This is a genomic window from Vibrio sp. Scap24 (assembly GCF_013394185.1).
GTDB classification, from domain to species: Bacteria; Pseudomonadota; Gammaproteobacteria; order Enterobacterales; family Vibrionaceae; genus Vibrio; species Vibrio pomeroyi.
This window is the reverse complement of the sequence record NZ_CP041332.1, coordinates 899,036-923,960: the sequence shown is the minus strand read 5'-3', so window position 1 is coordinate 923,960 and position 24,925 is coordinate 899,036. Positions and strand designations below refer to the sequence as shown.

Below are 24,925 nucleotides of genomic sequence, written 5' to 3'. Positions count from 1 at the left end.
GCTCATTGAGCAGCCCTTTTGATCTTGATGTTTCTTCTTGAAATAGATCTAGATATTAAGCCACAGAGGTTTCTGCTGTCTCAGCTTTTGGCTCTGCTTCAAGCGTCATGTTGGTTTCTACACCATGCATCCATGATACAAGCTTACCAGCACAAAGAAGCAGTAATACGCCACTAATTGTTGCTGTAATCGCGATACCACCAAAGATAGACATTGCGCCAAGCTCACCAACGTGAGAACCCACTAGGCCTGCTACGTAGTTTGCAACTGCATTGAAGCCGAACCAAGCACCCATCATTAGTGATGCTAAACGAAGTGGAGCTAGCTTAGTGACCAACGACAGGCCAATAGGCGATAAACAAAGCTCACCAAGGGTGTGGAAGAAGAATGCACCTACTAGCCATAACATCGATGTTTTCACTGTTAGATCGCCACCTTGCTCCATTACCGCACCCATCATGCACACAAAGCCAAGTGCTAAGAAGAACAACGCCATCGCAAACTTAACAGGTGAGTTTGGTTCACGCTTACCTAATTTCACCCAAAATGCAGCGATGATCGGTGCAAGTGTAATGATGAAGAATGGGTTCAGAGATTGGAACCAAGCCGCTGGAACTTCAAAACCACCAATCATACGGTCAGTATATTGTTGAGTGTAGATGTTCATTAGGCCGCCAGCTTGTTCAAAGCCAGCCCAGAAAACGATCACGAACAGACCCATAATCAGAATAACTTTTAGTCTGTCGAACTCTTCTTTGGTGAGTGGCGCTTTCTCTTTTGATTTGTTCAGCTCTTTTGCTCGAGCAGCTGCAGGTACAGAACCGATGTTGCCTAACCAAGATTGAGCCATCGTCATTTGCATGATCAAGCTAATAACCATACCGATACCAGCAGCCAAGAAGCCAGCTTTCCAACCGAATGAATCGACTGCTGCACCCGAAATCAAGCCACCAAGTAGTGCGCCTAAGTTGATGCCCATGTAGAAAATGGTGAAAGCACCATCACGGCGGTTATCACCTTCTTGGTACAAGTCGCCAACCATGGTCGAGATGTTTGGTTTAAACATACCGTTACCACTGATAAGCAGTGCTAAACCAAGGTATAGAGCGTTGACTTGGTCTAAGCCAATAAAGCCGTTAGGTAGAGCCAGTGTGAATTGGCCTAGAGCCATCAATACACCACCAATTAGGATCGATTTACGTTGTCCTAGGTAGTTATCGGCAATCCAGCCACCAATTAATGGTGTGATGTAGACTAGACCCGTGTAGATCCCGTAGAGATCGAGAGCGTCTTTTGTTGACCAACCAAGGCCACCATTAAGGGTGGTATCAGTTAAGAATAAAACAAGAATTGCACGCATTGCATAGTAGGAGAAACGTTCCCATAGCTCTGTGCTAAATAGTAGAAATAGGCCTCTAGGGTGGCCAAAGATGTTGTGAGTGCTTGGCATAAGTTTTACTAATTTCAGGTATTAAAAGATTTTATAGTTACTTATGTATACAGAGTGGAATAACCATCTGCAATAGGCGTCTTTTATGGTTACGATAACTGATTTTTTATAAGTTAATGAAAATAAGGGATTTTCTGTGCAATGTTACCCAGATAACTCGTGCTGCAAACTAATTTTCCAGTTTTGAACTGGACGCATAGTGAGCTTTTTAAAAGAATTACCGAATAACAAAAGTGAAATGCATTGGCTTGTCGTATCGTTTTGATCTTCATAGGGTATGGTGTGTTTTATTTGTGTGGCATACATACGCTTACAAGAATGCGCCTTTTTATCTGTAAATGATCCCTGTACAATGCTTAACCACTTTTCAGACCTATGACTTTTTGTTGATAAGTTGGTCTGTTACGCATAATTTCTTGCTTATCAGTCTTCATTTTATTAACGGTGATTAAACCGTTTTAGGCTTGTGGTAAAATGTCCAAAAATAGAAAATGGCTAGTAAAATGAAACGTTGGTATTTGCTCTACTGTAAGCGTGGTGATCAAAAACGCGCTCAACAGCACCTAGAAAATCAGGGGGTAGAGTGCTTTTACCCTCAAATAGAAGTCGAAAAGGTGGTTAGAGGGAAAGAGAAGCAGGTCAAAGAGCCGCTGTTCCCGTCTTACATCTTTGTTCGCTTTGATTATGAACAAGGCCCTAGCTTTACGACAGTTCGTTCAACGCGCGGTGTGGTCGACTTTATTAAGTTCGGCGCTAGACCGCATGAAGTCCAAGGTGACTTAGTTTTTGAACTTAAAGAGTTTGAGAAGTGCTGCAGTAACGAAACGGAAGATTGTTGTGTTGAGTTTGAGTCTGGGCAGGTGGTTAAGATTAAGAGTGGCCAGTTCGCTGGCATTGAAGCGATTTTTCATCAGAAAGATGGTGAAGCTCGCTCTATCATGCTCGTAAAAATGATCAGCCAAGTGGTTCCTATCAGTATTGAGAATGAAGCACTACAAGCTCACGCATAAATGCAACAATAAAAAATCGGCTTAAAAATAAAAAGGCGCATCATGCGCCTTTTTTAGTATTTAGAATTTACCAATCGCTTTAAGCGTTGTAAGCATCGTTGTGAACGGCTTGTACTGCACGGCCAGATGGGTCAACACAGTTTTGGAAAGACTCATCCCATTCGATAGCTTTTGCTGATGAACAAGCGACAGACGGACCACCAGGTACACATTCTGCTGCTGATTCTAGCGGGAACAACTCTTCAAAGATTTCACGGTAAGCGTAGCCTTCTTTGGTTGTTGGCGTGTTGTATGGGAAACGGAACTGAGCTGTTTCCATTTGCTTATCCGTTACTTTCGCTTCAGCTGTTGCTTTCAATGTATCAATCCAATCGTAGCCAACGCCGTCAGAGAATTGCTCTTTTTGACGCCATGCGATTGAATCTGGTAGATAGTCTTCAAAACACTCACGTAGGATGTGTTTCTCCATCTTACCGTTACCACACATCTTATCTTCAGGGTTCAAACGCATTGCCACGTCGATGAACTCTTTGTCCAAGAATGGTACACGACCTTCAACGCCCCATGCTGCCAACGATTTGTTCGCACGAGCACAGTCAAACATGTTCAGAGCTAGCAATTTACGTACTGTTTCTTCGTGGAACTCTTTAGCGTTTGGCGCTTTGTGGAAATACAGGTAACCGCCGAAGATTTCATCCGCACCTTCACCTGAAAGTACCATTTTGATGCCCATCGCTTTGATCTTACGAGCTAGCAAGTACATCGGAGTTGATGCACGAATTGTCGTTACATCGTAAGTCTCGATGTGGTAGATAACGTCACGGATTGCGTCTAGGCCTTCCTGAATTGTGTACGTCATCTCGTGGTGCACAGTACCGATCTTGTCAGCCACTTCACGAGCAGCGATAAGATCTGGCGCACCTTCTAAGCCAACAGCAAATGAGTGCAGTTGTGGCCACCAAGCTTCAGATTGCTCATCATCTTCGATACGCATTGCGGCATAACGTTTCGCTACTGCTGAAGTGATTGATGAATCTAGACCACCTGATAGAAGTACACCATAAGGTACGTCAGTCATTAGTTGGCGTTTAACCGCTGCTTCTAGTGCTTCAGTAAGCTCTTCTTTGCTTGTGCTGTTGCCTTGAACCGCTGCATATTCGTTCCAATCACGAATGTAGTAACGCTGAGGCTCTGCATCTTTAGAAGAGTAGAAGCTACCAGGAGGGAACTCACTGATGGTTTTACATACTGGAACCAGTGCTTTCATTTCTGAAGCAACGTAGTAGTTACCGTGTTCATCGTAGCCTTGGTAAAGCGGGATGATACCGATGTGGTCACGGCCTACTAGGTATTCGTCTTTCTCTTCGTCGTATAAAACGAAGGCGAAAATACCGTTCAGTTCTTCTAGTAGGTCAGCACCCATTTCTTGGTATAGCGCAAGAATCACTTCACAGTCAGAATCTGTCTGGAATTGGTACTTGTCTTCGTAGCGTGCACGAAGTTCTTTGTGGTTATAGATTTCGCCATTTACTGCAAGAATATGCTTTTTATCTTGGCTGTATAGCGGTTGAGCACCGCTGTTTAAACCAACGATAGCTAAACGCTCATGAGCAAGGATTGCTTTCTCACCAGCATAAATGCCAGACCAGTCAGGTCCGCGGTGACGAAGCTTTTTAGACATTTCTAAAGCAATTGGGCGAAGTGCTGCGGCATCACTTTTAATGTCGAGAATGCCAAATACTGAACACATAGAACTTCCTTTTAAATAATTTCTAAATCAACTGTATTCAATTTGCCATTCTGGCTAAAAAAAGCAACCGGATGTAAGCAAAAAAATAATATAAAGGGGGTTATGTTAGAAATTATCTAATTATTAATTGGTTTTGGTGTTTGGTATCTAATTGAAGTTGGTTTTTTATACGAAAACCTCTCAAAAGTGCAAAAATTCGCAATTTTGAGAGGCTTTGAAGAGGGCGTTTTAGGCTAGATTTTATTGATGTTTGGGTTTAACTGTTCACATACGTGGCGAGCAAAACCACTACCGGCTTCGCTATAAATGTTAAATGCAGCATCAACACCGTTTTCTTTTAAGGTTTCGAGTTGATCTGGATATTCAGCAATCGCCGCAATTTGGCCTTTGAAGTTTCGAGATTTCAATTGGTCTAAAGCGGTTTGATTACCTTGGTGGTGAGGCATCGCTAAGATCACTAATTTCACATTGGCGGTATCTAAGATGCGTTCCCAGAAATCCGGATCAGTCGCATCACCAGAGATCACGTTCCTGCCATGGCTTCTGTGGTTGTGTGCTGCTTCTTCACGAACTTCGACACCTAGGCTGACTTTGCCATAGCGAGAGCGTAATTCGTCATAAGCACCAGTACCGATTCGACCCATACCAAGAATAAGCACTTGTGCTCGGCCTGGGTCAATTCGCTTATCACGTCGGTGAAGCTTTTCTGACGCATGTTCTTTCAGCCATTTGCCTGACTGCTGATAAAGCTTGTGACCAGCTCGGTTTAAAGGTGCAGCGATTAAGAACGACAGTGAAACAGCAATCGCGACGGCAACCAGAATATCACCCGACATCCAACCCATCTTGAAGGCGAGACCACCAACGATGAGGCCAAATTCGCTGTAGTTAAACAGTGATAATGAGGCGAGTAGAGACGTTCGAACACGGAACTTGAAACGGTTGAGCACCAAGAAGTAGAGAACACCTTTCACTGGTAGCATCAGCAAGAACAAGATTGCAAGCATAAAGCCTTGAATGGTTGGTTGCTCTGATAAACCAATGTTCAAGAAGAAACAGACAAGGAAAAGCTCTTTAAGGTTAAACAGCGATTTTGATAACTCTGAGGCTTTTGGGTGACCAGCAAGTAACATACCTAGAACAAGAGCACCCAGGTCTGGTTTAACACCAACCAAATGGAATAAACCAGCACCGACGACTAATGCGAAGAAGATGCCGGACAGAACTAGCATCTCACCGTGACCAACCCAATCGAGCACTTTGTAGAACAGTGGGCGTAATAAGGGGAGGGCAAACAGAGCAATCGCATACCACTCCGGTATTTTGCCTGTAGAAGCCGTTAGGAATACTACGGCGAAGATATCCTGCATGACCAAGATACCAATCGCCAACGTTCCGTAGGTTGCATTCATTTCACCTTTCTCTTGCAGAGTCTTAACCGCAAATACCGTACTAGAGAATGAAAGAGCAAAACCAAGAAGAACGATCTGTTCTACCGACATGGCGGCTAGCGATGAAATACCTAAGAACTTAAAACCAAATAGGGCGACAGCGAAAAACAGAGTGGACAAAAGGTTGTGGATTGTCGCGCCAGCCCAGATCTCTTTAGAGAGTAGGGTTTTGATGTCGAGTTTTAAGCCGATAGTAAATAAAAGCAGCGTGACACCAAGGTCAGCTAAAGTAATGATGGTGTCATTGGTTTCAAAGCCAAAGGCAAAAAGCCCAAAGCCCGCAACCAAAAAACCAACTAATGGGGGAAGGTGACACTTTAAAGCAATAAATCCTGCGATAAACGCAGTGGATATTAATATAAGTTCCATAACTTGTTGTTGTAGTTCCCTAGCTTAAAAAAACGGGCCGTGTTTATACAAACACGGCCCGCGGAAAATCAGAATTATTTTTCTTTAATCTTCGAGAAGCTTCTGCAGCAACACACCGTTGAGCATGGCGCGCTTAATCATGGCAAAAGCTCCCATCGTAGGATGTTTATCGATCTGTGATGCTACAATAGGCAAGCCGCTATGGAAAGTCGTTAACGACTGATTCTCTACATTGCGCTTAATTGCAGGGAAAACAATCTCTTGTGCCTTTGTAATATCACCTGCGATGATAACTTTTTGAGGGTTAAATAAGTTAATCGTCATGGCGATCGCCTTACCTAACTGGTTTCCCACTCGAACTAAGCTTTGTTTCGCCAGTTCGTCACCATTGATTGCATGGTCACACACATCTTGAATCGTAATACGGTCAAGCTCTGTTAAAGAAGACTCATAGCCTTGTTTAATCAATTTTTGAACTCGTTCAACGATAGCAGGGTTTGCTGCTACGGTTTCAAGACAACCGAAGTTACCGCATTGGCATTGCTCGCCTAGTGGATCGATTTGGATATGACCAATCTCGCCTACGTTGCGGTTGTGACCTAAGAAAACCTGACCATTCACGATAATACCTGCGCCGGTACCACGGTGAACACTCACTAAAATAGAGTCTTGGCTGTCTTTACTTGCGCCGAAGTAGTGTTCAGCAAGCGCCATTCCTCGAACATCGTTACCCACAAAACAAGCGACATGGAATGTGTCGCGAATAATGTCGCTTAAAGCTAGGTTATCGATGTCTGTGTTTGGCATGTATTCAACAACACCAGTCGTTGGGTTAACCAAGCCTGGAAGAGTAACGCCAATCGCGATCAGCTGATCAATCTTTGGTTGGTGCTCAGCAATGAAAGCCTTCAAATTATTAACCAAGCCTTGGGTAAGGTCTGATTGGTCTGAATAATTCAGGTCTTGCTGTTGGAAAGCCAACTCACGACCGCCAAGGTCATGAAGGCTTATTTGAATATAGTCTCGGCCTAAGCGCACGGCGACAGAATGAAAAGGTTCTACTTCTGTGGTTAGTGAGATAGCGCGTCTACCGCCAGTAGACGCTTGCTGCGCAACCTCTTTGATTAGGCCGCGCTCTAAAAGTTGGCGGGTAATTTTTGTAACACTTGCCGGTGCGAGTTGGCTTACATCAGCCACTTGTATACGACTGATAGGCCCTTGTTGGTCTATTAGTCGGTATACCGCCGCACTGTTTAGTTGTTTAACTAAGTCTACGTTACCTATTTGTCCGCCATTCATACTTAATTGTGCTCGTATTGTCCATTAACAACAGTCGCTTTAACGTTAAAGTCTCGGTCAAATACAGCTAGGTTTGCAATCATGCCTTTTTTGATTCGACCTAGCTTGCTTTCTACACCGATAGCCGTAGCTGGGTATAGCGTAGCCATGCGAAGAGCTTCGTCTAAAGCGATACCAGCGTGCTCAACTGTATTCTGAACTGCTTCAATCATAGTCAGAGCTGAGCCGCCCAGTGTGCCGTTTTCATCAACACACTTACCATCTCGGTAATATACTTTCTTACCGACAAAAATAAAGTATTCCATGTCAGCACCTGCAGGAGCTGTGGCGTCCGTCACTAATACGAGCTTTTCTCCCTTGATTTTGTGCGCAATTCGAATGTTTGCGTAATCAACGTGGAAGCCATCGGCGATGATACCTGCGTATACTTCAGGCGTATCGTAGATCGCGCCAACAACACCTGGCTCGCGGCCAACCATCGGTGTCATTGCATTGAATAGGTGAGTCGCGAAAGTAATACCAGACTCGAAACCTTGACGTGCTTCTGCATAAGTTGCGTTGGTGTGGCCAATAGAAACCACCACGCCCGCTTTCTGAAGACGTTCGATGTGTTCAGGATCGTTAAGCTCAGGCGCTAAAGTTACTTTTGCAACAAGGTCGCTGTTTTCACAGATAAGCTCAATCATCTCGTTATCAGATTTACGAATGTGATCGACGCTGTGGATGCCTTTTTTCGCAACGTTTAGGTACGGACCTTCAAGGTGCAGACCTAAAGATTGGTTTTGGTACTGATTGTGGTATTCACGAGCTGCCGTGATAACCGCACGCATGTCTTCGTCTGAAGAGGTGATAAGCGTAGGTAGGAAGCTAGTACAGCCAGATTTAAGGTTTGCTTTGTGCATGATCTGCATAGTATCTGCAGTGATCTCATCGTTCAGCATTACACCACCACAACCGTTCAGTTGTAAGTCAATGAAACCTGGGCTTAGGTTTGCTCCGTCTAGGTCGCGAACCTCAATTCCTTCTGGCAATTCAGAGATAGGGCAGACTTTTTTGATCAGTTCGTTTTCGATTACTACAGCATGATCGGTCAGAACATCACTACCAGTGTAAATTTTACAGTTACTTAGCGCGTACATAGTCAGCTAATCCTTATTTCGTGAGATCTTTAAAAATTCTTCGTTACCTAAATGGGTACTTAGTTTGCGAGCATCATTTACGTAACGATTTATCTTTTATGGGCAAACGGCTTCAAAATGGGAAGCGATTTTAAGTGTTTGAAAAATATGCGAACAATTCATTTTATTTATAAGTTCAGGCTAAGTGTTATCAGTGGTTTATCTGGTATTGCTTGCCTCAAATAACCCGTTGTTAGCCCAAACATTAGATCTAGATTTTATCTATAAATGTTCATTTTTTTGAATGATAAAATAAGTTTTATGATCTCGCTAGCAAAAACCTCTGGATTTGGTAAAAACTGGTGATTACGATCACAAATGGTAAGGTTTTAATTTGCGGAGCAAAATTAATTGAATACACTGAATAGGACTAAATTGAGTGACTAAAATAAGTTTCTCAGACGAATTCTAAAAAATCCTATAGGGGGAAACAACTGGTGAATATTCTAGGATATGCACAGAAGCTGGGTAAGGCATTAATGCTACCTATCGCAACGCTTCCGATTGCGGCGCTTCTATTACGTTTAGGTCAAGGCGATCTACTTGATATTCCATTCATGGCGCAAGCTGGTGGTGCTATCTTCGGTAACCTACCATTGCTATTTGGTCTAGGTATCGCGATTGGTCTTTCTAAAGACGGTAACGGCGCAGCAGGTCTTGCTGGTGCAGTTGCTTACTTCGTACTAACAGCTACAGCAACGACAATTAACGCAGACGTTAACATGTCATTCTTCGGCGGTATCTTCGCAGGTATCATCGCAGGTCACTCTTACAACGCTTTCCACGCTACACGCCTTCCTGAGTGGCTGGCATTCTTCGCGGGTAAACGTTTAGTCCCTATCATGGCCGGTCTATTTGCACTTGTTGCAGGTGCTGTGTCTGGTGTGGTTTGGCCTGGTGTTCAATCTGGTCTAGACGCACTGGCTCACGCAGTATCAACGTCTGGCGCTATCGGTCAATTCGTTTACGGTACTCTTAACCGTGCACTTATCCCTGTAGGTCTACACCACGTATTGAACTCATACTTCTGGTTCGGTATGGGTACATGTCAAGAAATCATCGTTGCTGGTCAAGGCGCATTCGCTAACATCACTCAACTTTGTGTTGACCCATCACTAGCTAAAACTCTAGTTGTTGGCCAAGAGCACACATTCACATTCGCTAACTCTGTAACTCCAGAAATCACTACTGTAGTTAAAGAAGTGACTGAAACTGTTAAATCTGGCGACCTACACCGTTTCTTCGGTGGCGATAAAGGCGCTGGCGTATTCATGAACGGTTTCTTCCCTGTAATGATGTTCGGTCTACCAGGTGCTGCACTTGCAATGTACCTAGCTGCTCCTGCTGAAAAACGCAGCCAAGTTGGTGGCGCACTATTCTCAGTAGCATTCTGTTCATTCCTAACAGGTATCACAGAGCCGCTAGAATTCATGTTCGTATTCCTAGCTCCTGCTCTATACGCAATGCACGCTGTATTTACTGGTCTGTCTCTAGTAGTTGCAAACATGTTTGGTACTCTGCACGGTTTCGGTTTCTCTGCTGGTCTAATCGACTTCGTATTGAACTGGGGTCTAGCAACTAAACCATTCGTACTACTACTAATCGGTCTAGGCTTCGGTGCTCTATACTTCTTCACTTTCTCTTTCGCAATCCGCGCTTTCAACCTGAAATCGCCAGGTCGTGAAGATGATGACGAAGCTGCTGCAGCTCCTGCTGGTGAAGCTCCAAAAGGCGACCTTGCACGTCAATACCTGAAAGCTCTAGGTGGTCACGACAACCTAACTTCAATCGACGCTTGTATCACTCGTCTACGTCTAACTCTTAAAGACCGCTCTGTTGCAGATGAAGTTGTTCTTAAGAAACTAGGTGCTAAAGGTGTGGTTAAACTAGGTGAAAACAACCTACAGGTTATCCTAGGCCCACTAGCTGAAATCGTAGCTGGCGAAATGAAAGCTATCGGTGCAGGTGAAGACCTATCTGATGTAAAACTTCCATAGTAAGGGAAGTACTTAACTAAGACGTAAAGTTACTCTTAAGTAAGTTTCAAATTGAAAGCCTCCCACATGGGAGGCTTTTTTGTGCCTGCCGTTTAAGGCCAGCGAACACGGTTCGTTCTATTCTTCATCGAATAGCAGAAATAATCGCAATTAACGGACGGTTCTTATTGTGCAAAGGCGAAGAATTGTGGATGATTAGCAACAATGATCTTTCTATCTTTGACTTGCGCTTCAAGCGTCCGTTTTCTTGAAGATAAAAGATAACTTTCTCTGACAATACTAAATACATAGAGGTGCTATAGATGAGTGAAGCTGAGGCTCGTCCATCGAATTTCATTCGCCAAATTATCGACAAAGATTTAGCGGATGGTACACACAGTAGCGTGCATACTCGTTTCCCGCCGGAGCCGAACGGCTACCTGCACATTGGTCACGCTAAATCTATTTGCTTGAATTTTGGTATTGCTCAGGACTACCAGGGACAATGTAATCTTCGTTTCGATGATACAAACCCTGAAAAAGAAGACGTTGAATACGTTGAGTCAATTAAGAATGATGTAAGCTGGTTAGGCTTTGAATGGTCTGGTGACATTTGTTACTCATCAAACTACTTCGATACGCTTTACGCTTATGCTGTGGAATTAATTAATAAAGGCTTAGCGTACGTTGACGAGCTAAGTCCTGAGCAGATCCGTGAATACCGTGGCACGCTAAAAGAGCCAGGTAAAGCGAGCCCGTACCGTGACCGTAGTCCAGAAGAGAACCTAGCGTTATTTGAAAAAATGCGTGACGGTGGCTTTGAAGAAGGTAAAGCGTGTCTACGTGCTAAGATCGACATGAGCTCTTCATTCATGGTGATGCGCGATCCTGTTATCTACCGTGTTCGTTTTGCTCACCACCATCAGACGGGTGACAAGTGGTGCATTTACCCAATGTACGACTTCACTCACTGTATCTCTGATGCGCTAGAAGGTATTACACACTCTATCTGTACGCTTGAATTCCAAGACAACCGTCGTCTGTACGATTGGGTTCTAGATAACATCACGATCGATTGCCAACCTCGTCAGTACGAGTTTAGCCGTCTGAATCTTGAATACACAGTGATGTCTAAGCGTAAGCTGAACCAACTTGTGGTTGAAAACCTAGTTCAAGGTTGGGATGACCCACGTATGCCTACTATTTCTGGCCTACGTCGTCGTGGTTTCACTTCTGCGTCTATCCGTGAATTCTGTAAGCGTATCGGTGTGACCAAACAAGAGAACATGATTGAATTCGGTTCACTTGAATCTTGTATCCGTGACGACCTGAACGAAAATGCACCTCGTGCAATGGCCGTTCTGGATCCAGTTAAGATCGTGATTGAAAACTACGATGCGGATAAAGTAGAGACACTAACAGTTGCTAACCACCCGAACAAACCTGAAATGGGCACTCGTGAAGTACCATTTACTCGTGAAGTGTGGATTGAGCGTGATGACTTCCGTGAAGAAGCAAACAAGAAATACAAGCGTTTGGTTCTAGGTAAAGAAGTCCGTCTGCGCGGTGCTTACGTGATTAAAGCTGAACGTATCGAGAAAGATGCGGAAGGCAACATTACGACTATCTTCTGTTCTTACGACAATGAAACACTAGGTAAGAACCCAGCAGATGGCCGTAAAGTGAAAGGTGTTATCCACTGGGTATCTGCTGATAAAGCACTACCTGCTGAGATTCGTCTTTACGATCGTCTATTCACTGTGGCAAATCCAGCCGCAGCTGATGACTTTGCAGCAACGCTTAACCCTGAGTCGCTCGTTACGCTAAACGGTTTTGTTGAGCCTAGCCTAGCAGAAGGTGCAGCAGAGCAAGCGTACCAGTTTGAACGTACAGGTTACTTCTGCGTAGATTCGAAAGACTCTAAAGCAGACGCGTTAGTATTCAACCGCACGGTTGGTCTACGCGACACTTGGGGTAAAACTGAAGCTTAATGCTTGAGTGTTTAGCTTGTTAAAAGCAACCCAATAAAAAACCGGCCTAGAGCCGGTTTTTTTGTGTCTGAATAATATGGGAGAATCGTACTTATGTAGTGACCATATAAAAAACGCTGGCCTAAGCCAGCGTTCAGTATTACTTCTTCGGTTTGTGTGCGTCAGGGTTACCTTTGCAATCTCCGGTAATACTTTTTCCGTACAAGTATAAACTGTGGTTAGTCAGTTTCACGTTGTAGCGTTCTGCGATTTCTTTCTGTCTTTCTTCAATGAGGTCATCAGAGAACTCGATAACTTCGCCACAATCTAGACATACTAGATGATCGTGGTGGTGCTGTGTTGAAAGTTCAAATACAGACTTACCGCCTTCGAAGTGGTGGCGAGTTACAATGCCAGCGTCATCGAATTGATTTAATACTCGATAAACGGTCGCAAGTCCGATCTCTTCACCTAGGTCGATCAGCTTTTTATATAAATCTTCAGCACTAATATGTTGGCAGTCTGGTTGTTGTAATACTTCTAAAATTTTGAGCCTTGGGAGGGTCACTTTAAGACCAGCATCTTTTAGCGCTTGATTATTGTCTGACATATACTTTCCTGTTGATGATCTGCAGCAATTAACAGAATTCAATATTAATACCATTATAGTTTAGTCAGGCATAACAATAAACCACGAACTTCAAAGGGTTACTAATCGACATCACAATCTGTTTTGTAAATTGGAAGTATCTCACTTATAGTGGAGGTACGACCAGTGAAGGTGGCGGTAATTCTAATATGAACACGGAATGTTGTTATGAATAAGCAACTTGCAAAAATATACAAACCAAACATCGTAAAATTCGCTCTTAATATCTGGCCTCCGTTCTGGGGAGCGGGCATTAAGATAGCGCACATAAGTTCAGACTTCAGGGTAGTAAAGACAGTGCTCAAGCTACGTTGGTGGAACAAAAATGCCAATCGTACTCAATATGGCGGTAGCATCTTTTCTTTAACCGATCCTGTTTACTCATTGATGTTAATGGGAATTTTGGGTGAGCGATATTATGTTTGGGATAAGGAAGCGAGCATTAACTTTATCAAACCTGGTCAATCTGACTTGTATGCAGATTTCGAAATAAGCCAAGGGCAACTTGATGAGATTTATCGTCAGACACAACTCGGTGAGAAGTGTTTTCCTGAGTTTATTATCTATGTCAAAGATAAGCAGGGAAATGTGGTATCAGAAATTCAGCGTACGCTTTATGTAAGAAAGAAGCCGCAATTTAGAGATGATGACGAAGCACTCGAAGCTGAGTGCTAATTGATAACCCTTGAATAGCAAAAAACCTCCCAAAAGGAGGTTTTTTCATATCTACATATTTGCCATTAATTGTAACAATTAACAACCGCTAGAGAATTAGTCTTCTAGCTCTGCTAGGCACATTTCTTCGTGGATTTGTTTAACCCAGTTAGATACACGCTCATCAGTTAGCTCAGGTTGACGATCTTCATCGATACATAGACCAACGAATTGGCTGTCATCGCCTTCAACTAAACCTTTCGATGCTTCGAATTCGTAGCCTTCAGTTGATGTGTAACCTAAGATAGTACCGCCTTTCGCTTCAACGATGTCACGGATAGTACCCATAGCATCACAGAAGTATTCTGCGTAATCTTCTTGGTCGCCACAACCAAAGATAGCAACAAGCTTAGTTGAGAAATCAATAGCTTCTAGCTCAGGGAAGAAGTCATCCCAATCACATTGTGCTTCGCCGTAGTACCACGTAGGGATACCAAGCAGCAGTAGATCGAAGTTATCGATATCTTCTTTGCTGCTTTTTGCAATGTCTTGAACGTGAACGAGCTGCTTGCTCAATTGCTTTTGAATCATCTTAGCAACAGCTTCAGTGTTACCTGTATCGCTACCAAAGAAGAGACCTACACTTGCCATAGAATCATTACCTTTCATTTTGTCTGTTGTCGGTGTAATAAAGTTCGGAAGGGAATCGTTAGATCCCGGTTCCTTCCCAGCTTAGTTGGATTATCCCTTTGGCGATAAAACCTGCACAGCCAAGGAAAAGTACTAACCACACAATGCGACGACCAAATGGAGGAACATTTCCTTGCTTGAGAACGTCCTTAATTGCCATACCGATTAAAAAGAAAATCGCGGCAAATAGGAGATCTAAACCAACAGATTCAATGATGTTCATGTAGTCGTAAAGCATGGGAACCTTATATACCAATTTTGCTTGGGCGCACTATATCACTGTTGCGAGATAAAGTTAATGTGCAGTGATTACTCAGCTCTCATTTATCTGCATGAAAAAGCGCACTTAAGCGATGAATTTTCGAATTGCTCTTAGCACTTCAGCAGGCTTTTCTGCGTGTAGCCAGTGGCCTGTATTCGCAATAACGTGCGCCTTTGCGTTAGAAAATTGCTGTTGGACCGCAGTTTGGTGCTCAGCCGTGAGGTAGTCAGAATCCCCACCTTTTATTAGTAAGGTTTTGACTGAGGTTTTGTCGATCGGTTCCCAGCCAATGATGTGCGCGTAATTTGCGAGCAGGGATGCGACGTTAAAGCGCCACTCCATGATGCCTTGCTCTGATTTAAATAAAGATTTGGTCAAGAACTGGCGAACCCCATCAATCTCGATATGTTTTGCGAGAACCTTTAGCACCTCTGAGCGAGAGGTCAGTTGTTCTTCGATCACGGCTTGCAGGCCGGCGAATACGTTATCGTGACGGCTCTGGGTGTACGCAACCGGTGCCATGTCCAGTACAACTAACTTACGCAGTTCGAGATGTTGGGTTAGCGCCATTGCGACTTTGCCACCCATAGAGTGACCAATTACAGTCACATCTTCTAGCTCAAGATCATTCAGCAGTTGAGCCACATCTTGTGCCATCGCTTGATAGTTGTGAGTGTCACTATGGAAAGATTTGCCGTGGTTACGTAGATCGATACTAAGCACTTGATGATCGACTTTTAGATCCCTAGCGAGCAAGCCAAGGTTGTCCAGATTACCGAATAATCCATGGATCAAAACAATGGTGTGACCCTCACCTTCAATTTTATAGTTGAGCTGTACTGACATTTTTATCTTATTCATGGTGGGTTTGACGTAGAGTATCCGCGCGGATCTCGCTATAATCCCCCAGAGTTTAAACATTGAGATTGTGAAAAGCGAATGAAAACAATTGAGGTTGATGAGGACCTATACCGTTTTATTGCGGGTCAGACAGAACGTATTGGCGAAAGCGCTTCAGATATTCTGCGCCGCTTGTTACAGGTTGATAGCCAAGGCATGGTTCCGATCGAAGAGATCGTTGAGCCAAAAGGTATCGTTGTTAGCAAAGAGGTAGGCTTTACTCCAGAGAAATTCGATGGCGTTAAAGAAATGCGCTCACTACTAATATCAGATGAGTTTGCATCACTAAAGAAAGCCATTGATCGTTTCATGCTTGTGTTATCAACACTGCATAAAATCGACCCTTTAAGCTTTTCAGAAGCAACTCAAGTAAAAGGCCGTAAGCGTGTTTACTTTGCAGACAACGAAGCGACGTTGCTAGCAAACGGTAACACCACTAAGCCTAAAGCTATTCCACAAAGTCCTTTTTGGGTTATTACTAATAACAATACAAGCCGTAAAAGACAGATGGTTGAGCAGCTTATGAGCCGCATGAGTTTCCAAGCAGAATTGATAGAAAAAGTAACAGGTTCAATTTAACGAAATCTGATTTAAACCTCATAATATCCATGGATAAGAAGATATTATGAGGTTTTTTTTGTTTTTAAATTTTATATATAAGGATGTCGAAAAATGGCTATGCACCCTCGTGCTGGGCAAAAAGCTCAGCAGGAAGATCTTCATAATATTCCGGCTTTAGTGGCTAACTATTTCTTACAGCAACCGGATGCTACCAACCCAGATCACAAAGTACTGTTCGGTACTTCAGGTCACCGTGGTACAGCAGACAAATCAACATTTAACGAAAACCACATTCTAGCGATTGCACAAGCGGTTGCTGAGGTTCGTGCCGAGCAGGGTACAACAGGCCCACTTTTCTTAGGTAAAGATACTCACGCTCTATCTGAGCCTGCGTTCTCTACGGTTATTGAAGTGCTTGTAGCGAATGGTGTTGAAGTTATTATTCAAGAAAACAATGGCTTTACTCCAACACCGGGTATCTCGCACGCGATTCTTACGCACAACCTAGTGAATGATAAGAAAGCCGACGGCATTGTTATCACGCCTTCACATAACCCACCACAAGACGGCGGTATTAAATACAACCCGACACACGGTGGTCCTGCTGAAGCTGAATTGACTCAAGCGATTGAAGACCGTGCGAACGTGATCATTGCTGAACAAATGCAAGGTGTTAAGCGCACTCCTATCGCACAGGCTAAACAGTCTGAGTTAGTGAAAGAAGTGGATCTAGTTACTCCATACGTTGCTGATTTGGTTAACGTGGTTGATATGGAAGCGATCCAGAAAGCAAACATCAAGATTGGTGTTGATCCACTGGGTGGCAGCGGTATCGATTACTGGCGCCAAATTGGTAAAGCGTACAACCTAGATCTTACTCTGGTAAGTGAAGCGGTTGACCCTTCTTTCCAATTCATGTCTCTAGATAAAGATGGCGTGGTTCGTATGGACTGTTCTTCTCCATACGCGATGGCAGGCTTACTGGCTCTTAAAGACGAGTATGCACTAGCGTTTGGTAACGACCCTGATTACGATCGCCACGGCATTGTTACCCCAAAAGGCTTAATGAATCCAAACCACTTCCTAGCTGTTTGTATCGACTACTTATACCGTAACCGTGAAGGTTGGGGCAAAGACGTTGCTGTTGGTAAAACACTGGTATCAAGTGCATTGATTGACCGTGTTGTTGCTGACCTAGATCGCGAACTTTGTGAAGTACCAGTTGGTTTTAAATGGTTCGTTGATGGCCTATACAACGGTCAGTTCGGCTTCGGTGGTGAAGAGAGTGCGGGTGCATCTTTCTTACGTAAAGACGGAACGCCTTGGTCAACAGATAAAGATGGCCTAATTCTTTGCCTACTTGCGGCTGAGATCACTGCGGTAACGGGTAAGAATCCACAAGAATACTACGAAGAGCTTGCTGCTAAACACGGCGAATCTAAGTACAACCGTATTCAAGCGGTAGCAAATGGCGCACAAAAAGACGTGCTGAAGAAGCTGTCTCCAGAGATGGTTTCTGCTGAAACACTTGCTGGCGATGCGATTACTGCTCGCTTGACGCATGCTCCAGGTAACGGCGCTGCGATTGGTGGCCTTAAAGTGACAACTGAGAACGGTTGGTTTGCTGCTCGTCCATCAGGCACTGAAGACATCTACAAGATCTACTGTGAGAGCTTTAAAGGTGAAGAGCACCTAAAAGCAATTGAAGCAGAAGCTCAAGAGATTGTTAATCAAGTATTTGCAGCCGCTGGCCTGTAATCGAATCTCGATTACTAGAGTTGCTAAGAAAATAGAAGAAGGGTTGATGTGAAAGCATCAACCCTTTTTATTTGCCTGCTTGTAAGTAAGCAGCTAAGACTAAGTCAACTCAATGGCTGAATGGATTAGCCGTGTGGCCAGCTTTGCGGCATCACAAACCAGAATTGACCAGACTTGGTTTGTCCATGAACAAAGCGATCACCAAACTCAGTGATAGGTTTACCGCTGAAATCATCCGTCCCAGCTGCCCATTGTTCTTTGGTGAGAGGGTAGAGCGCTTCAGTGATTAGATGAGCTTGATTTTGATAGCACCAAAACCCGTTTACTTGGCTTGGATTAATATCGTAACCCAAACATGTAGTAGGTACGTTTTGTTCTAAGAATGGGTTGGTATATAGGCGACCTTGCATGAGGAGATGTTTTGAGTCGACCTCGATCTCTGGATACTGCTCAATAAAGGCGGCCGAAGATGACATACCAAGCTGGTGGCTGAGCATTCTATCGAGCTTCTTATCCAATTGGTCATGAGAGTTTGGACCAAACCATGTCTGCTCATGAAGTAGGTAAAACTTAATCGCGACTTCCCAGTGTTCTAACTTTTGGTTGTTCGCGTCTTCGAGAATAAAGTCGATAGCACCTAGTGTTCTGCCCTCAACATTAATCTGAATCTCATCGTGCTTGATTGAATAATTATCCGAAGCAATGATGACTTGTTCACATAGGTGTTGGTAGATAAAGCCCAATCTAGGGTTACCATTATAAGTATGTGATGTGTCGAGTACTTGGTGGTTTGAGAATACCCCGAGATCAGAAATGGGTGGCTTGATTTCCAGTAGTGGTGGTGAGCCAATCACCCATTGGTAAAAACGTTGCAGTTCAGTCATCGGTTCCTCGTAAACTTTAGTCATCTGTTCTTAATAAACAGAGGGCAGGGCTTTCGACATTCTACCTGTAAATTGATATAACGACGTTATTATAAAGGTAAGCTGGAAATAAAAATGAATAACTTACAATTAGAAAAGCTACTGAACGAAAAACTGCAGCCACAGCAGATTAAAGATTACTGTCCTAATGGTCTTCAAGTCGAAGGTGCTTCTGAGGTGAAGCGCATCGTTACTGGTGTAACAGCCTCTCAAGCGTTAATTGATAAAGCGGTAGAATTGAACGCCGATGCTTTATTGGTTCATCACGGTTTCTTTTGGAAAGGTGAGTCAGAAGCGATTCGTGGCATGAAAGGCAAGCGCATTCGTACATTGATTAAGAATGACATCAACCTTCTGGGTTATCACTTACCTCTCGATATCCACCCTGAACTTGGTAACAACGCTAAACTCGCTGAACTGCTTGATATCGAAGTAGAAGGTGGCTTGGAAGGGCACCCACAATCGGTTGCAATGTTTGGTAAGTTGAAAACACCAATGACAGGTGCTGAGTTTGCCGAAAAAATCGACCAAGTTCTAAATCGCAAGCCACTGCATATCGCTCCGGAGAACCAAGACAAAATCATTACGACTGTCGGCTGGTGTACTGGCGGCGGCCAAGATTACATTGAGCTTGCAGCCTCTCAAGGTATCGATGCGTTTATTTCTGGTGAAATTTCTGAGCGCACAACCTATTCAGCGCGTGAGCAAGATATTCATTATTTTGCAGCAGGCCATCATGCAACAGAACGTTATGGCGTGAAAGCGCTGGGTGAGTGGTTAGCAGAAGAGCACGGCTTGGATGTTGAGTTTATTGATATCGACAACCCAGTTTAAGAACAGATGCGGGATTAGGGATGCGTTTAGAGAGTATCCCTTAAACCTTTGGGGAACTTCGTAAGTTTTTCTATACGCTTCGTGAGATCCCCAACTCGCTCGTCCCTCGCTCTCGGGGATGACGAGTAACTGTAAATTTGTACCTGTCGATGAAATGAGCTCGTTCATTCCTCACTCTTGAGGATGACGGAGCTGAGAGCATACAAAAAAGGTTGATGTTTTCACATCAACCCTTTTTGATTTTATTCGATTAGAAAATCAGAAACTTTACTATTCGCGCTCGTGTAGAGCTTGGAAATCACGCTGCTCTTGACCGGTGTACAACTGACGAGGACGACCGATACGGTTTGTCGGATCGCTGTGCATTTCGTTCCAGTGTGCAATCCAACCGATAGTACGAGACATCGCGAAGATTACAGTAAACATTGATACTGGAATACCGATTGCTTTCAGAATGATACCTGAGTAGAAATCTACGTTCGGGTATAGCTTCTTAGACACAAAGTACTCATCAGACAGAGCGATACGCTCAAGTTCCATTGCTACGTCAAGTAGTGGATCTTGGATATTTAGCTCTTTCAGTACTTCGTGACACGCTTCGCGCATTACCGTTGCACGTGGATCGTAGTTCTTGTAAACACGGTGACCAAAGCCCATCAAACGGAATGGGTCATCTTTGTCTTTTGCTTTCGCAACGTATTCTTCAATGTTATCTACGCTACCGATCTCTTCAAGCATACGTAGACAAGCTTCGTTTGCACCGCCGTGAGCTGGGCCCCAAAGTGATGCGATACCTGCTGCGATACACGCAAATGGGTTAGCACCAGATGAACCAGATAGACGTACAGTAGACGTTGAAGCATTCTGTTCGTGATCAGCGTGTAGTGTGAAGATTTTATCCATTGCACGAGCAACAATAGGGTTCACTTCGTACTCTTCACATGGGTTTGCAAACATCATGTGTAAGAAGTTTTCTGCGTAGCCTAGGTCGTTACGTGGGTAGATAAACGGCTGACCGATTGAATATTTGTAACACATTGCTGCCAGTGTCGGCATTTTTGAAATTAGGCGGTAAGCCGCAATTTCACGGTGTGTATCGTTGTTGATATCAAGTGAGTCGTGGTAGAACGCCGCTAGAGCGCCTACAACACCACACATTACAGCCATAGGGTGAGCATCACGACGGAAGCCGTGGAAGAAACTAGCAATCTGCTCATGCACCATAGTGTGACGTGTCACGGTAGTCTTGAACTTTTCGTATTCAGCTCGAGATGGGGCTTCACCGTAAAGAAGTATGTAACATACCTCTAAGTAATCAGCGTTATTGGCAAGTTGGTCAATTGGATAACCACGGTGTAGAAGGATACCTTTTCCACCGTCAATAAAAGTGATTTGAGACTCACAAGATGCAGTGGCAAGAAAACCAGGGTCAAAAGTGAAAAAACCATTAGAACCTAGTGTACGAACATCGATCACTGGAGTACCAAGTACACCTTCCGTAATCGGCAGCTCGATTGGCGCTTGACCTTCAATGTGAAGGGTAGCTTTCTTATCCGCCATAACAATCTCCTTTGTTTATTATTAATCCGTCCAGGATGTTTATGTGCCATTTTTTTACTGGTCTTACGTGGGAAAGTCAATTTTTCTACAGCTTTGTGTGCACTTGTTAGTGTTTTTTACATTAAATTCGTTAAAAATCTGGTCTGTGTAGCATTATTTGTTACATCAATTGTATTAGAATGTTGCCAGCCGTATAGTGGCGCTGAAAAGTTTGGTTAAAACCTTATAAATGCAAGGCTAAGAAGAAATGTGAGGTGTCTTTCTTAATCTGGCAGTTAACAATTATTTTACAATTATCTAAGGCTCAACTTCGGTTATTTGTTAAGTTAATGTTAAATTTTGAAGGTTTGCGATCAAATTTTGTCCATAACAATATCATAAGGTTATTTAATGACCATAATGCTCAATGGAGCTGAGTGAGCAAGCCCGTGAAAGAAAGAAAGACAAGACCTGTTAATTTAGATTTACAGACCATCCACTTTCCTATCACTGCAATAGCTTCCATCCTACACCGTGTGTCTGGGGTGATAACTTTTGTCGCGATTGGAATTCTGCTTTGGTTACTATCCACTTCCCTCTCATCCCCAGTAGGCTTTATGGAAGCTAGCGACATTGTCGACGGTTTCTTCGTGAAGTTTATTCTGTGGGGCATTCTAACCGCTTTGGCTTACCACATTGCTGGTGGTATTCGTCACCTTCTTATGGACCTAGGTCACTTTGAAGAGCTGGAATCTGGCGCTAAGAGCGCTAAGGTTGCATTCGCAGCAACAGCGGTATTGTCTCTACTAGCGGGGATCTTAGTATGGTAAACAACGTTTCTACTTTTGGTCGTAATGGTGTTCATGATTATCTACTGATTCGTGCAACTGCCATCATTATGACTCTTTACACTATCTACCTAGTGAGCTTCTGTGCTTTCTCTGGTGATATCTCTTACGCATCTTGGACGCAATTCTTTGGTGGAACCTTCACTAAAGTCTTCACCATGTTAGCGCTTACTTCTGTTTTGGTTCACGCGTGGATCGGCCTATGGCAAGTACTAACTGACTACATCAAATGCGCAAAACTGCGTGTTGGTCTTCAAGTCGGTGTTGTTGCAGTTCTTCTTGGATATTTCTTCTCTGGTCTGTTTATTTTGTGGGGTGCGTAAGTGACTATTCCTGTTCGTGAGTTTGATGCCGTAGTTATCGGCGCTGGTGGTGCAGGTATGCGTGCCGCACTGCAAATTTCTGAGCAAGGCCTATCTTGTGCATTGCTTTCTAAAGTTTTCCCTACTCGTTCTCATACGGTTTCAGCACAAGGCGGCATCACTGTTGCTCTTGGTAACGCGCACGAAGACCATTGGGAACAACACATGTACGACACAGTAAAAGGTTCTGATTACATCGGTGACCAAGACGCTATCGAATACATGTGTAAAAACGGTCCTGAGTCGGTAATCGAACTTGAAAAAATGGGCCTGCCTTTCTCTCGTTTCGAGAATGGCACTATTTACCAACGTCCTTTCGGTGGTCAATCTAAAAACTTTGGTGGTGAGCAAGCGGCTCGTACCGCAGCTGCAGCCGACCGTACTGGTCACGCACTGCTTCACACGCTTTACCAACAAAACATTAAGCATAAAACGACGGTTTTCTCTGAGTGGTATGCACTGGATCTTGTTAAAAACGAAGACGGTGCGATCTTAGGTACAACTGCGCTTTGTATGGAAACGGGCGAAGTTTGCTACTTCAAAGCGAAGGCAACAATCCTTGCTACTGGTGGTGCTGGTCGTATCTACGCTTCGACAACTAACGCACACATCAACACTGGTGATGGTGTTGGTATGGCGATTCGTGCTGGCGTTCCAATGCAAGACATCGAAATGTGGCAGTTCCACCCAACGGGTATCGCTGGCGCAGGTGTATTGGTAACGGAAGGTTGTCGTGGTGAAGGTGGTTACCTTCTTAATAAAGACGGCGAACGCTTCATGGAACGTTACGCACCAAATGCTAAAGACTTAGCGGGTCGTGATGTTGTTGCACGTTCAATGATGGTTGAAATCCGTGAAGGTCGCGGTTGCGATGGCCCTTGGGGTCCACACATCAAGCTTAAGCTTGATCACCTAGGTAAAGAGACACTTGAATCTCGTCTGCCTGGTGTATGTGAACTGTCTCGTACCTTTGCTCACGTTGATCCTGTAAAAGAGCCAATCCCAGTAATCCCTACATGTCACTACATGATGGGTGGTGTTCCAACACAAGTTTCTGGTCAAGCTATTAAGCAAACTGAAGATGGCACTGATGTTGAAATCCAAGGCCTATTTGCTTGTGGTGAAATCGCATCAGTATCAGTACACGGTGCAAACCGTCTAGGTGGTAACTCACTACTTGATTTAGTGGTATTTGGTCGTGCAACAGGTCTACACCTAGGTGAGACTCTGAAGAAGCAAGACGAAGCGAAACCAGCAACTGAAGCCGACATTGAGCGTTCTCTAGAACGTTACAACCGTTGGGAAAATAGTACTGACGGCGAAGATCCAGCGCAAATCCGTAAAGATCTTCAACAATGTATGCAGAACAACTTCTCAGTATTCCGTGAAGGCAAAGCAATGGCTGAAGGCCTAGAAGAGCTTAAAGCGATTCGCGAGCGTCTGAAGAATGCACACCTATCTGACAAGTCGACAGAGTTCAACACTCAACGTATCGAGTGTCTAGAGCTTGAAAACCTGATGGAAACTGCATTCGCAACAGCGGTTGCTGCAAACTTCCGTACAGAGAGCCGTGGCGCACACGCTCGATTCGATTTCCCTGACCGTGATGATGAGCAATGGCTATGCCACTCTCTTTACAATCCAGAGTCAGAGAGCATGACTAAGCGTGGTGTAAACATGGAACCTATCCATCGTGAAGCGTTCCCACCCAAAGCACGTACGTACTAAGGAGATATGACCATGAAACTGAATTTCTCTTTATACCGTTACAATCCAGATGTCGACCAGAAGCCTTATATGAAGGAATACACCCTAGAGGTGGATGAAGGTTCAGACATGATGCTTTTGGACGCGCTTATTCTGTTGAAAGAGCAAGATCCAACTATCTCATTCCGTCGCTCATGCCGTGAAGGTGTATGTGGTTCGGATGGTTTGAACATGAATGGTAAAAACGGCTTGGCGTGTATCACTCCATTGTCGGCGCTTTCTGGCCAAGACAAGATTGTGATTCGTCCGCTGCCTGGCCTGCCTGTTGTTCGTGACCTGATTGTAGACATGACTCAGTTCTACGATAACTACGAGAAAGTGAAGCCATTCTTAGTGTCTGATGGCAATGTACCACCGGCACGTGAAAACTTACAAAGCCCTGATGAGCGCGCGCACTTAGATGGATTGTACGAATGTATCATGTGTGCATGTTGTACTACATCTTGCCCATCGTTCTGGTGGAACCCTGACAAATTCATCGGACCAGCAGGCCTACTTGCAGCGTACCGTTGGCTAATTGATAGCCGAGATACAGCGACAGACGAACGTTTGTCCGATCTTGATGATGCATTTAGCGTTTTTCGTTGCCATGGCATCATGAATTGTGTAAGTGTTTGTCCTAAGGGATTAAATCCGACGAAAGCTATTGGTCACATCAAGACCATGTTGGTGAATCGTTCGGTTTAAGTTATATAAAAATTGCCGCCCTAGAAGTTTTGGGGCGG

General features: G+C 44.1%; 22 protein-coding genes. 11 read left to right on the top strand and 11 right to left on the bottom strand.

Annotated features, from left to right (window positions below; all coding sequences use genetic code 11):
* Positions 1-55 precede the first annotated feature (55 nt).
* Positions 56-1,450, bottom strand: coding sequence for a peptide MFS transporter (locus FLM53_RS03690; protein WP_017629610.1), 1,395 nt, complete (start codon positions 1,448-1,450; stop codon positions 56-58).
* A 503-nt stretch (positions 1,451-1,953) separates the two neighbouring features.
* Between FLM53_RS03690 and rfaH the strand changes: the two genes are divergently transcribed.
* Positions 1,954-2,460, top strand: coding sequence for a transcription/translation regulatory transformer protein RfaH (gene rfaH, locus FLM53_RS03685; RefSeq protein ID WP_176680254.1), 507 nt, complete (start codon positions 1,954-1,956; stop codon positions 2,458-2,460).
* A gap of 79 nt (positions 2,461-2,539) precedes the next feature.
* Here the strand turns inward: rfaH and asnB are convergent, their stop codons facing one another.
* From asnB to nagA, 4 genes are all read right to left on the bottom strand, one after another.
* A complete protein-coding gene (gene asnB / locus FLM53_RS03680; protein ID WP_017629612.1) occupies positions 2,540-4,210 on the bottom strand; it encodes an asparagine synthase B in 1,671 nt (556 codons plus the stop codon).
* 233 nt (positions 4,211-4,443) lie between these two features.
* Complete coding sequence (locus tag FLM53_RS03675) at positions 4,444-6,030, bottom strand: cation:proton antiporter family protein (protein ID WP_176680253.1); 1,587 nt, start codon at positions 6,028-6,030, stop codon at positions 4,444-4,446.
* Positions 6,031-6,114: 84 nt separating this feature from the next.
* Positions 6,115-7,329, bottom strand: a complete 1,215-nt coding sequence (locus FLM53_RS03670; protein WP_017629614.1) for an ROK family protein — start codon at positions 7,327-7,329, stop codon at positions 6,115-6,117.
* A 2-nt stretch (positions 7,330-7,331) separates the two neighbouring features.
* Complete coding sequence (gene nagA / locus FLM53_RS03665) at positions 7,332-8,468, bottom strand: N-acetylglucosamine-6-phosphate deacetylase (protein WP_176680252.1); 1,137 nt, start codon at positions 8,466-8,468, stop codon at positions 7,332-7,334.
* A gap of 476 nt (positions 8,469-8,944) precedes the next feature.
* Between nagA and nagE the strand changes: the two genes are divergently transcribed.
* Entirely contained in the window at positions 8,945-10,504 is a 1,560-nt protein-coding gene (gene nagE, locus FLM53_RS03660; protein ID WP_128644346.1) for an N-acetylglucosamine-specific PTS transporter subunit IIBC, read from the top strand.
* Between the two features lie 302 nt (positions 10,505-10,806).
* Complete coding sequence (gene glnS, locus FLM53_RS03655; protein ID WP_176680251.1) at positions 10,807-12,474, top strand: glutamine--tRNA ligase; 1,668 nt, start codon at positions 10,807-10,809, stop codon at positions 12,472-12,474.
* 139 nt (positions 12,475-12,613) lie between these two features.
* Here the strand turns inward: glnS and fcrX are convergent, their stop codons facing one another.
* On the bottom strand, positions 12,614-13,063 hold the full coding sequence (gene fcrX / locus FLM53_RS03650) for a ferric iron uptake transcriptional regulator FcrX (protein WP_176680250.1): 450 nt from the start codon (positions 13,061-13,063) through the stop codon (positions 12,614-12,616).
* 207 nt (positions 13,064-13,270) lie between these two features.
* Here fcrX and FLM53_RS03645 point away from each other — a divergent pair, with 207 nt between their 5' ends.
* The gene (locus FLM53_RS03645; RefSeq protein WP_004737898.1) at positions 13,271-13,777 is read left to right on the top strand and encodes a DUF4442 domain-containing protein; all 507 of its coding nucleotides are present in this window, start codon (positions 13,271-13,273) and stop codon (positions 13,775-13,777) included.
* 96 nt (positions 13,778-13,873) lie between these two features.
* Here the strand turns inward: FLM53_RS03645 and fldA are convergent, their stop codons facing one another.
* The 3 genes from fldA to FLM53_RS03630 all read right to left on the bottom strand — a co-directional run bounded on the left by fldA (position 13,874) and on the right by FLM53_RS03630 (position 15,554).
* Positions 13,874-14,407 (bottom strand): flavodoxin FldA, encoded by a 534-nt coding sequence (fldA, locus tag FLM53_RS03640; protein WP_004737899.1) that lies wholly within the window; start codon positions 14,405-14,407, stop codon positions 13,874-13,876.
* A 58-nt stretch (positions 14,408-14,465) separates the two neighbouring features.
* The gene (locus FLM53_RS03635) at positions 14,466-14,684 is read right to left on the bottom strand and encodes a DUF2788 domain-containing protein (RefSeq protein ID WP_004737900.1); all 219 of its coding nucleotides are present in this window, start codon (positions 14,682-14,684) and stop codon (positions 14,466-14,468) included.
* 108 nt (positions 14,685-14,792) lie between these two features.
* The gene (locus FLM53_RS03630; protein WP_176680920.1) at positions 14,793-15,554 is read right to left on the bottom strand and encodes an alpha/beta fold hydrolase; all 762 of its coding nucleotides are present in this window, start codon (positions 15,552-15,554) and stop codon (positions 14,793-14,795) included.
* A gap of 93 nt (positions 15,555-15,647) precedes the next feature.
* On the opposite strand from FLM53_RS03630, the gene seqA reads away from it, so the two are divergent.
* Together seqA and pgm are read left to right on the top strand one after the other, a co-directional pair.
* The gene (seqA, locus tag FLM53_RS03625; RefSeq protein ID WP_017630054.1) at positions 15,648-16,187 is read left to right on the top strand and encodes a replication initiation negative regulator SeqA; all 540 of its coding nucleotides are present in this window, start codon (positions 15,648-15,650) and stop codon (positions 16,185-16,187) included.
* Positions 16,188-16,280: 93 nt separating this feature from the next.
* Positions 16,281-17,927, top strand: a complete 1,647-nt coding sequence (gene pgm / locus FLM53_RS03620; protein WP_176680249.1) for a phosphoglucomutase (alpha-D-glucose-1,6-bisphosphate-dependent) — start codon at positions 16,281-16,283, stop codon at positions 17,925-17,927.
* Positions 17,928-18,052: 125 nt separating this feature from the next.
* Here pgm and FLM53_RS03615 read toward each other — a convergent pair whose 3' ends face one another.
* Positions 18,053-18,811 carry a DUF1853 family protein gene (locus FLM53_RS03615; RefSeq protein WP_176680248.1) on the bottom strand — a complete coding sequence of 253 codons (759 nt, stop codon included), beginning with the start codon at positions 18,809-18,811 and terminating at the stop codon, positions 18,053-18,055.
* A 114-nt stretch (positions 18,812-18,925) separates the two neighbouring features.
* Here FLM53_RS03615 and FLM53_RS03610 point away from each other — a divergent pair, with 114 nt between their 5' ends.
* On the top strand, positions 18,926-19,684 hold the full coding sequence (locus FLM53_RS03610) for a Nif3-like dinuclear metal center hexameric protein (RefSeq protein ID WP_176680247.1): 759 nt from the start codon (positions 18,926-18,928) through the stop codon (positions 19,682-19,684).
* Between the two features lie 270 nt (positions 19,685-19,954).
* Here the strand turns inward: FLM53_RS03610 and FLM53_RS03605 are convergent, their stop codons facing one another.
* Positions 19,955-21,244, bottom strand: a complete 1,290-nt coding sequence (locus FLM53_RS03605) for a citrate synthase (protein WP_132969351.1) — start codon at positions 21,242-21,244, stop codon at positions 19,955-19,957.
* 416 nt (positions 21,245-21,660) lie between these two features.
* Here FLM53_RS03605 and sdhC point away from each other — a divergent pair, with 416 nt between their 5' ends.
* The 4 genes from sdhC to FLM53_RS03585 are packed head-to-tail and all read left to right on the top strand — an operon-like array spanning position 21,661 to position 24,887.
* Positions 21,661-22,053, top strand: coding sequence for a succinate dehydrogenase cytochrome b556 subunit (gene sdhC, locus FLM53_RS03600; RefSeq protein ID WP_010436766.1), 393 nt, complete (start codon positions 21,661-21,663; stop codon positions 22,051-22,053).
* A complete protein-coding gene (sdhD, locus tag FLM53_RS03595; protein ID WP_010436768.1) occupies positions 22,047-22,394 on the top strand; it encodes a succinate dehydrogenase, hydrophobic membrane anchor protein in 348 nt (115 codons plus the stop codon). The genes sdhC and sdhD overlap by 7 nt, the downstream gene beginning before the upstream one ends.
* A complete protein-coding gene (gene sdhA, locus FLM53_RS03590) occupies positions 22,395-24,161 on the top strand; it encodes a succinate dehydrogenase flavoprotein subunit (protein WP_019820485.1) in 1,767 nt (588 codons plus the stop codon).
* 12 nt (positions 24,162-24,173) lie between these two features.
* Entirely contained in the window at positions 24,174-24,887 is a 714-nt protein-coding gene (locus FLM53_RS03585) for a succinate dehydrogenase iron-sulfur subunit (protein ID WP_010436773.1), read from the top strand.
* The last annotated feature ends 38 nt before the right edge of the window (positions 24,888-24,925 follow it).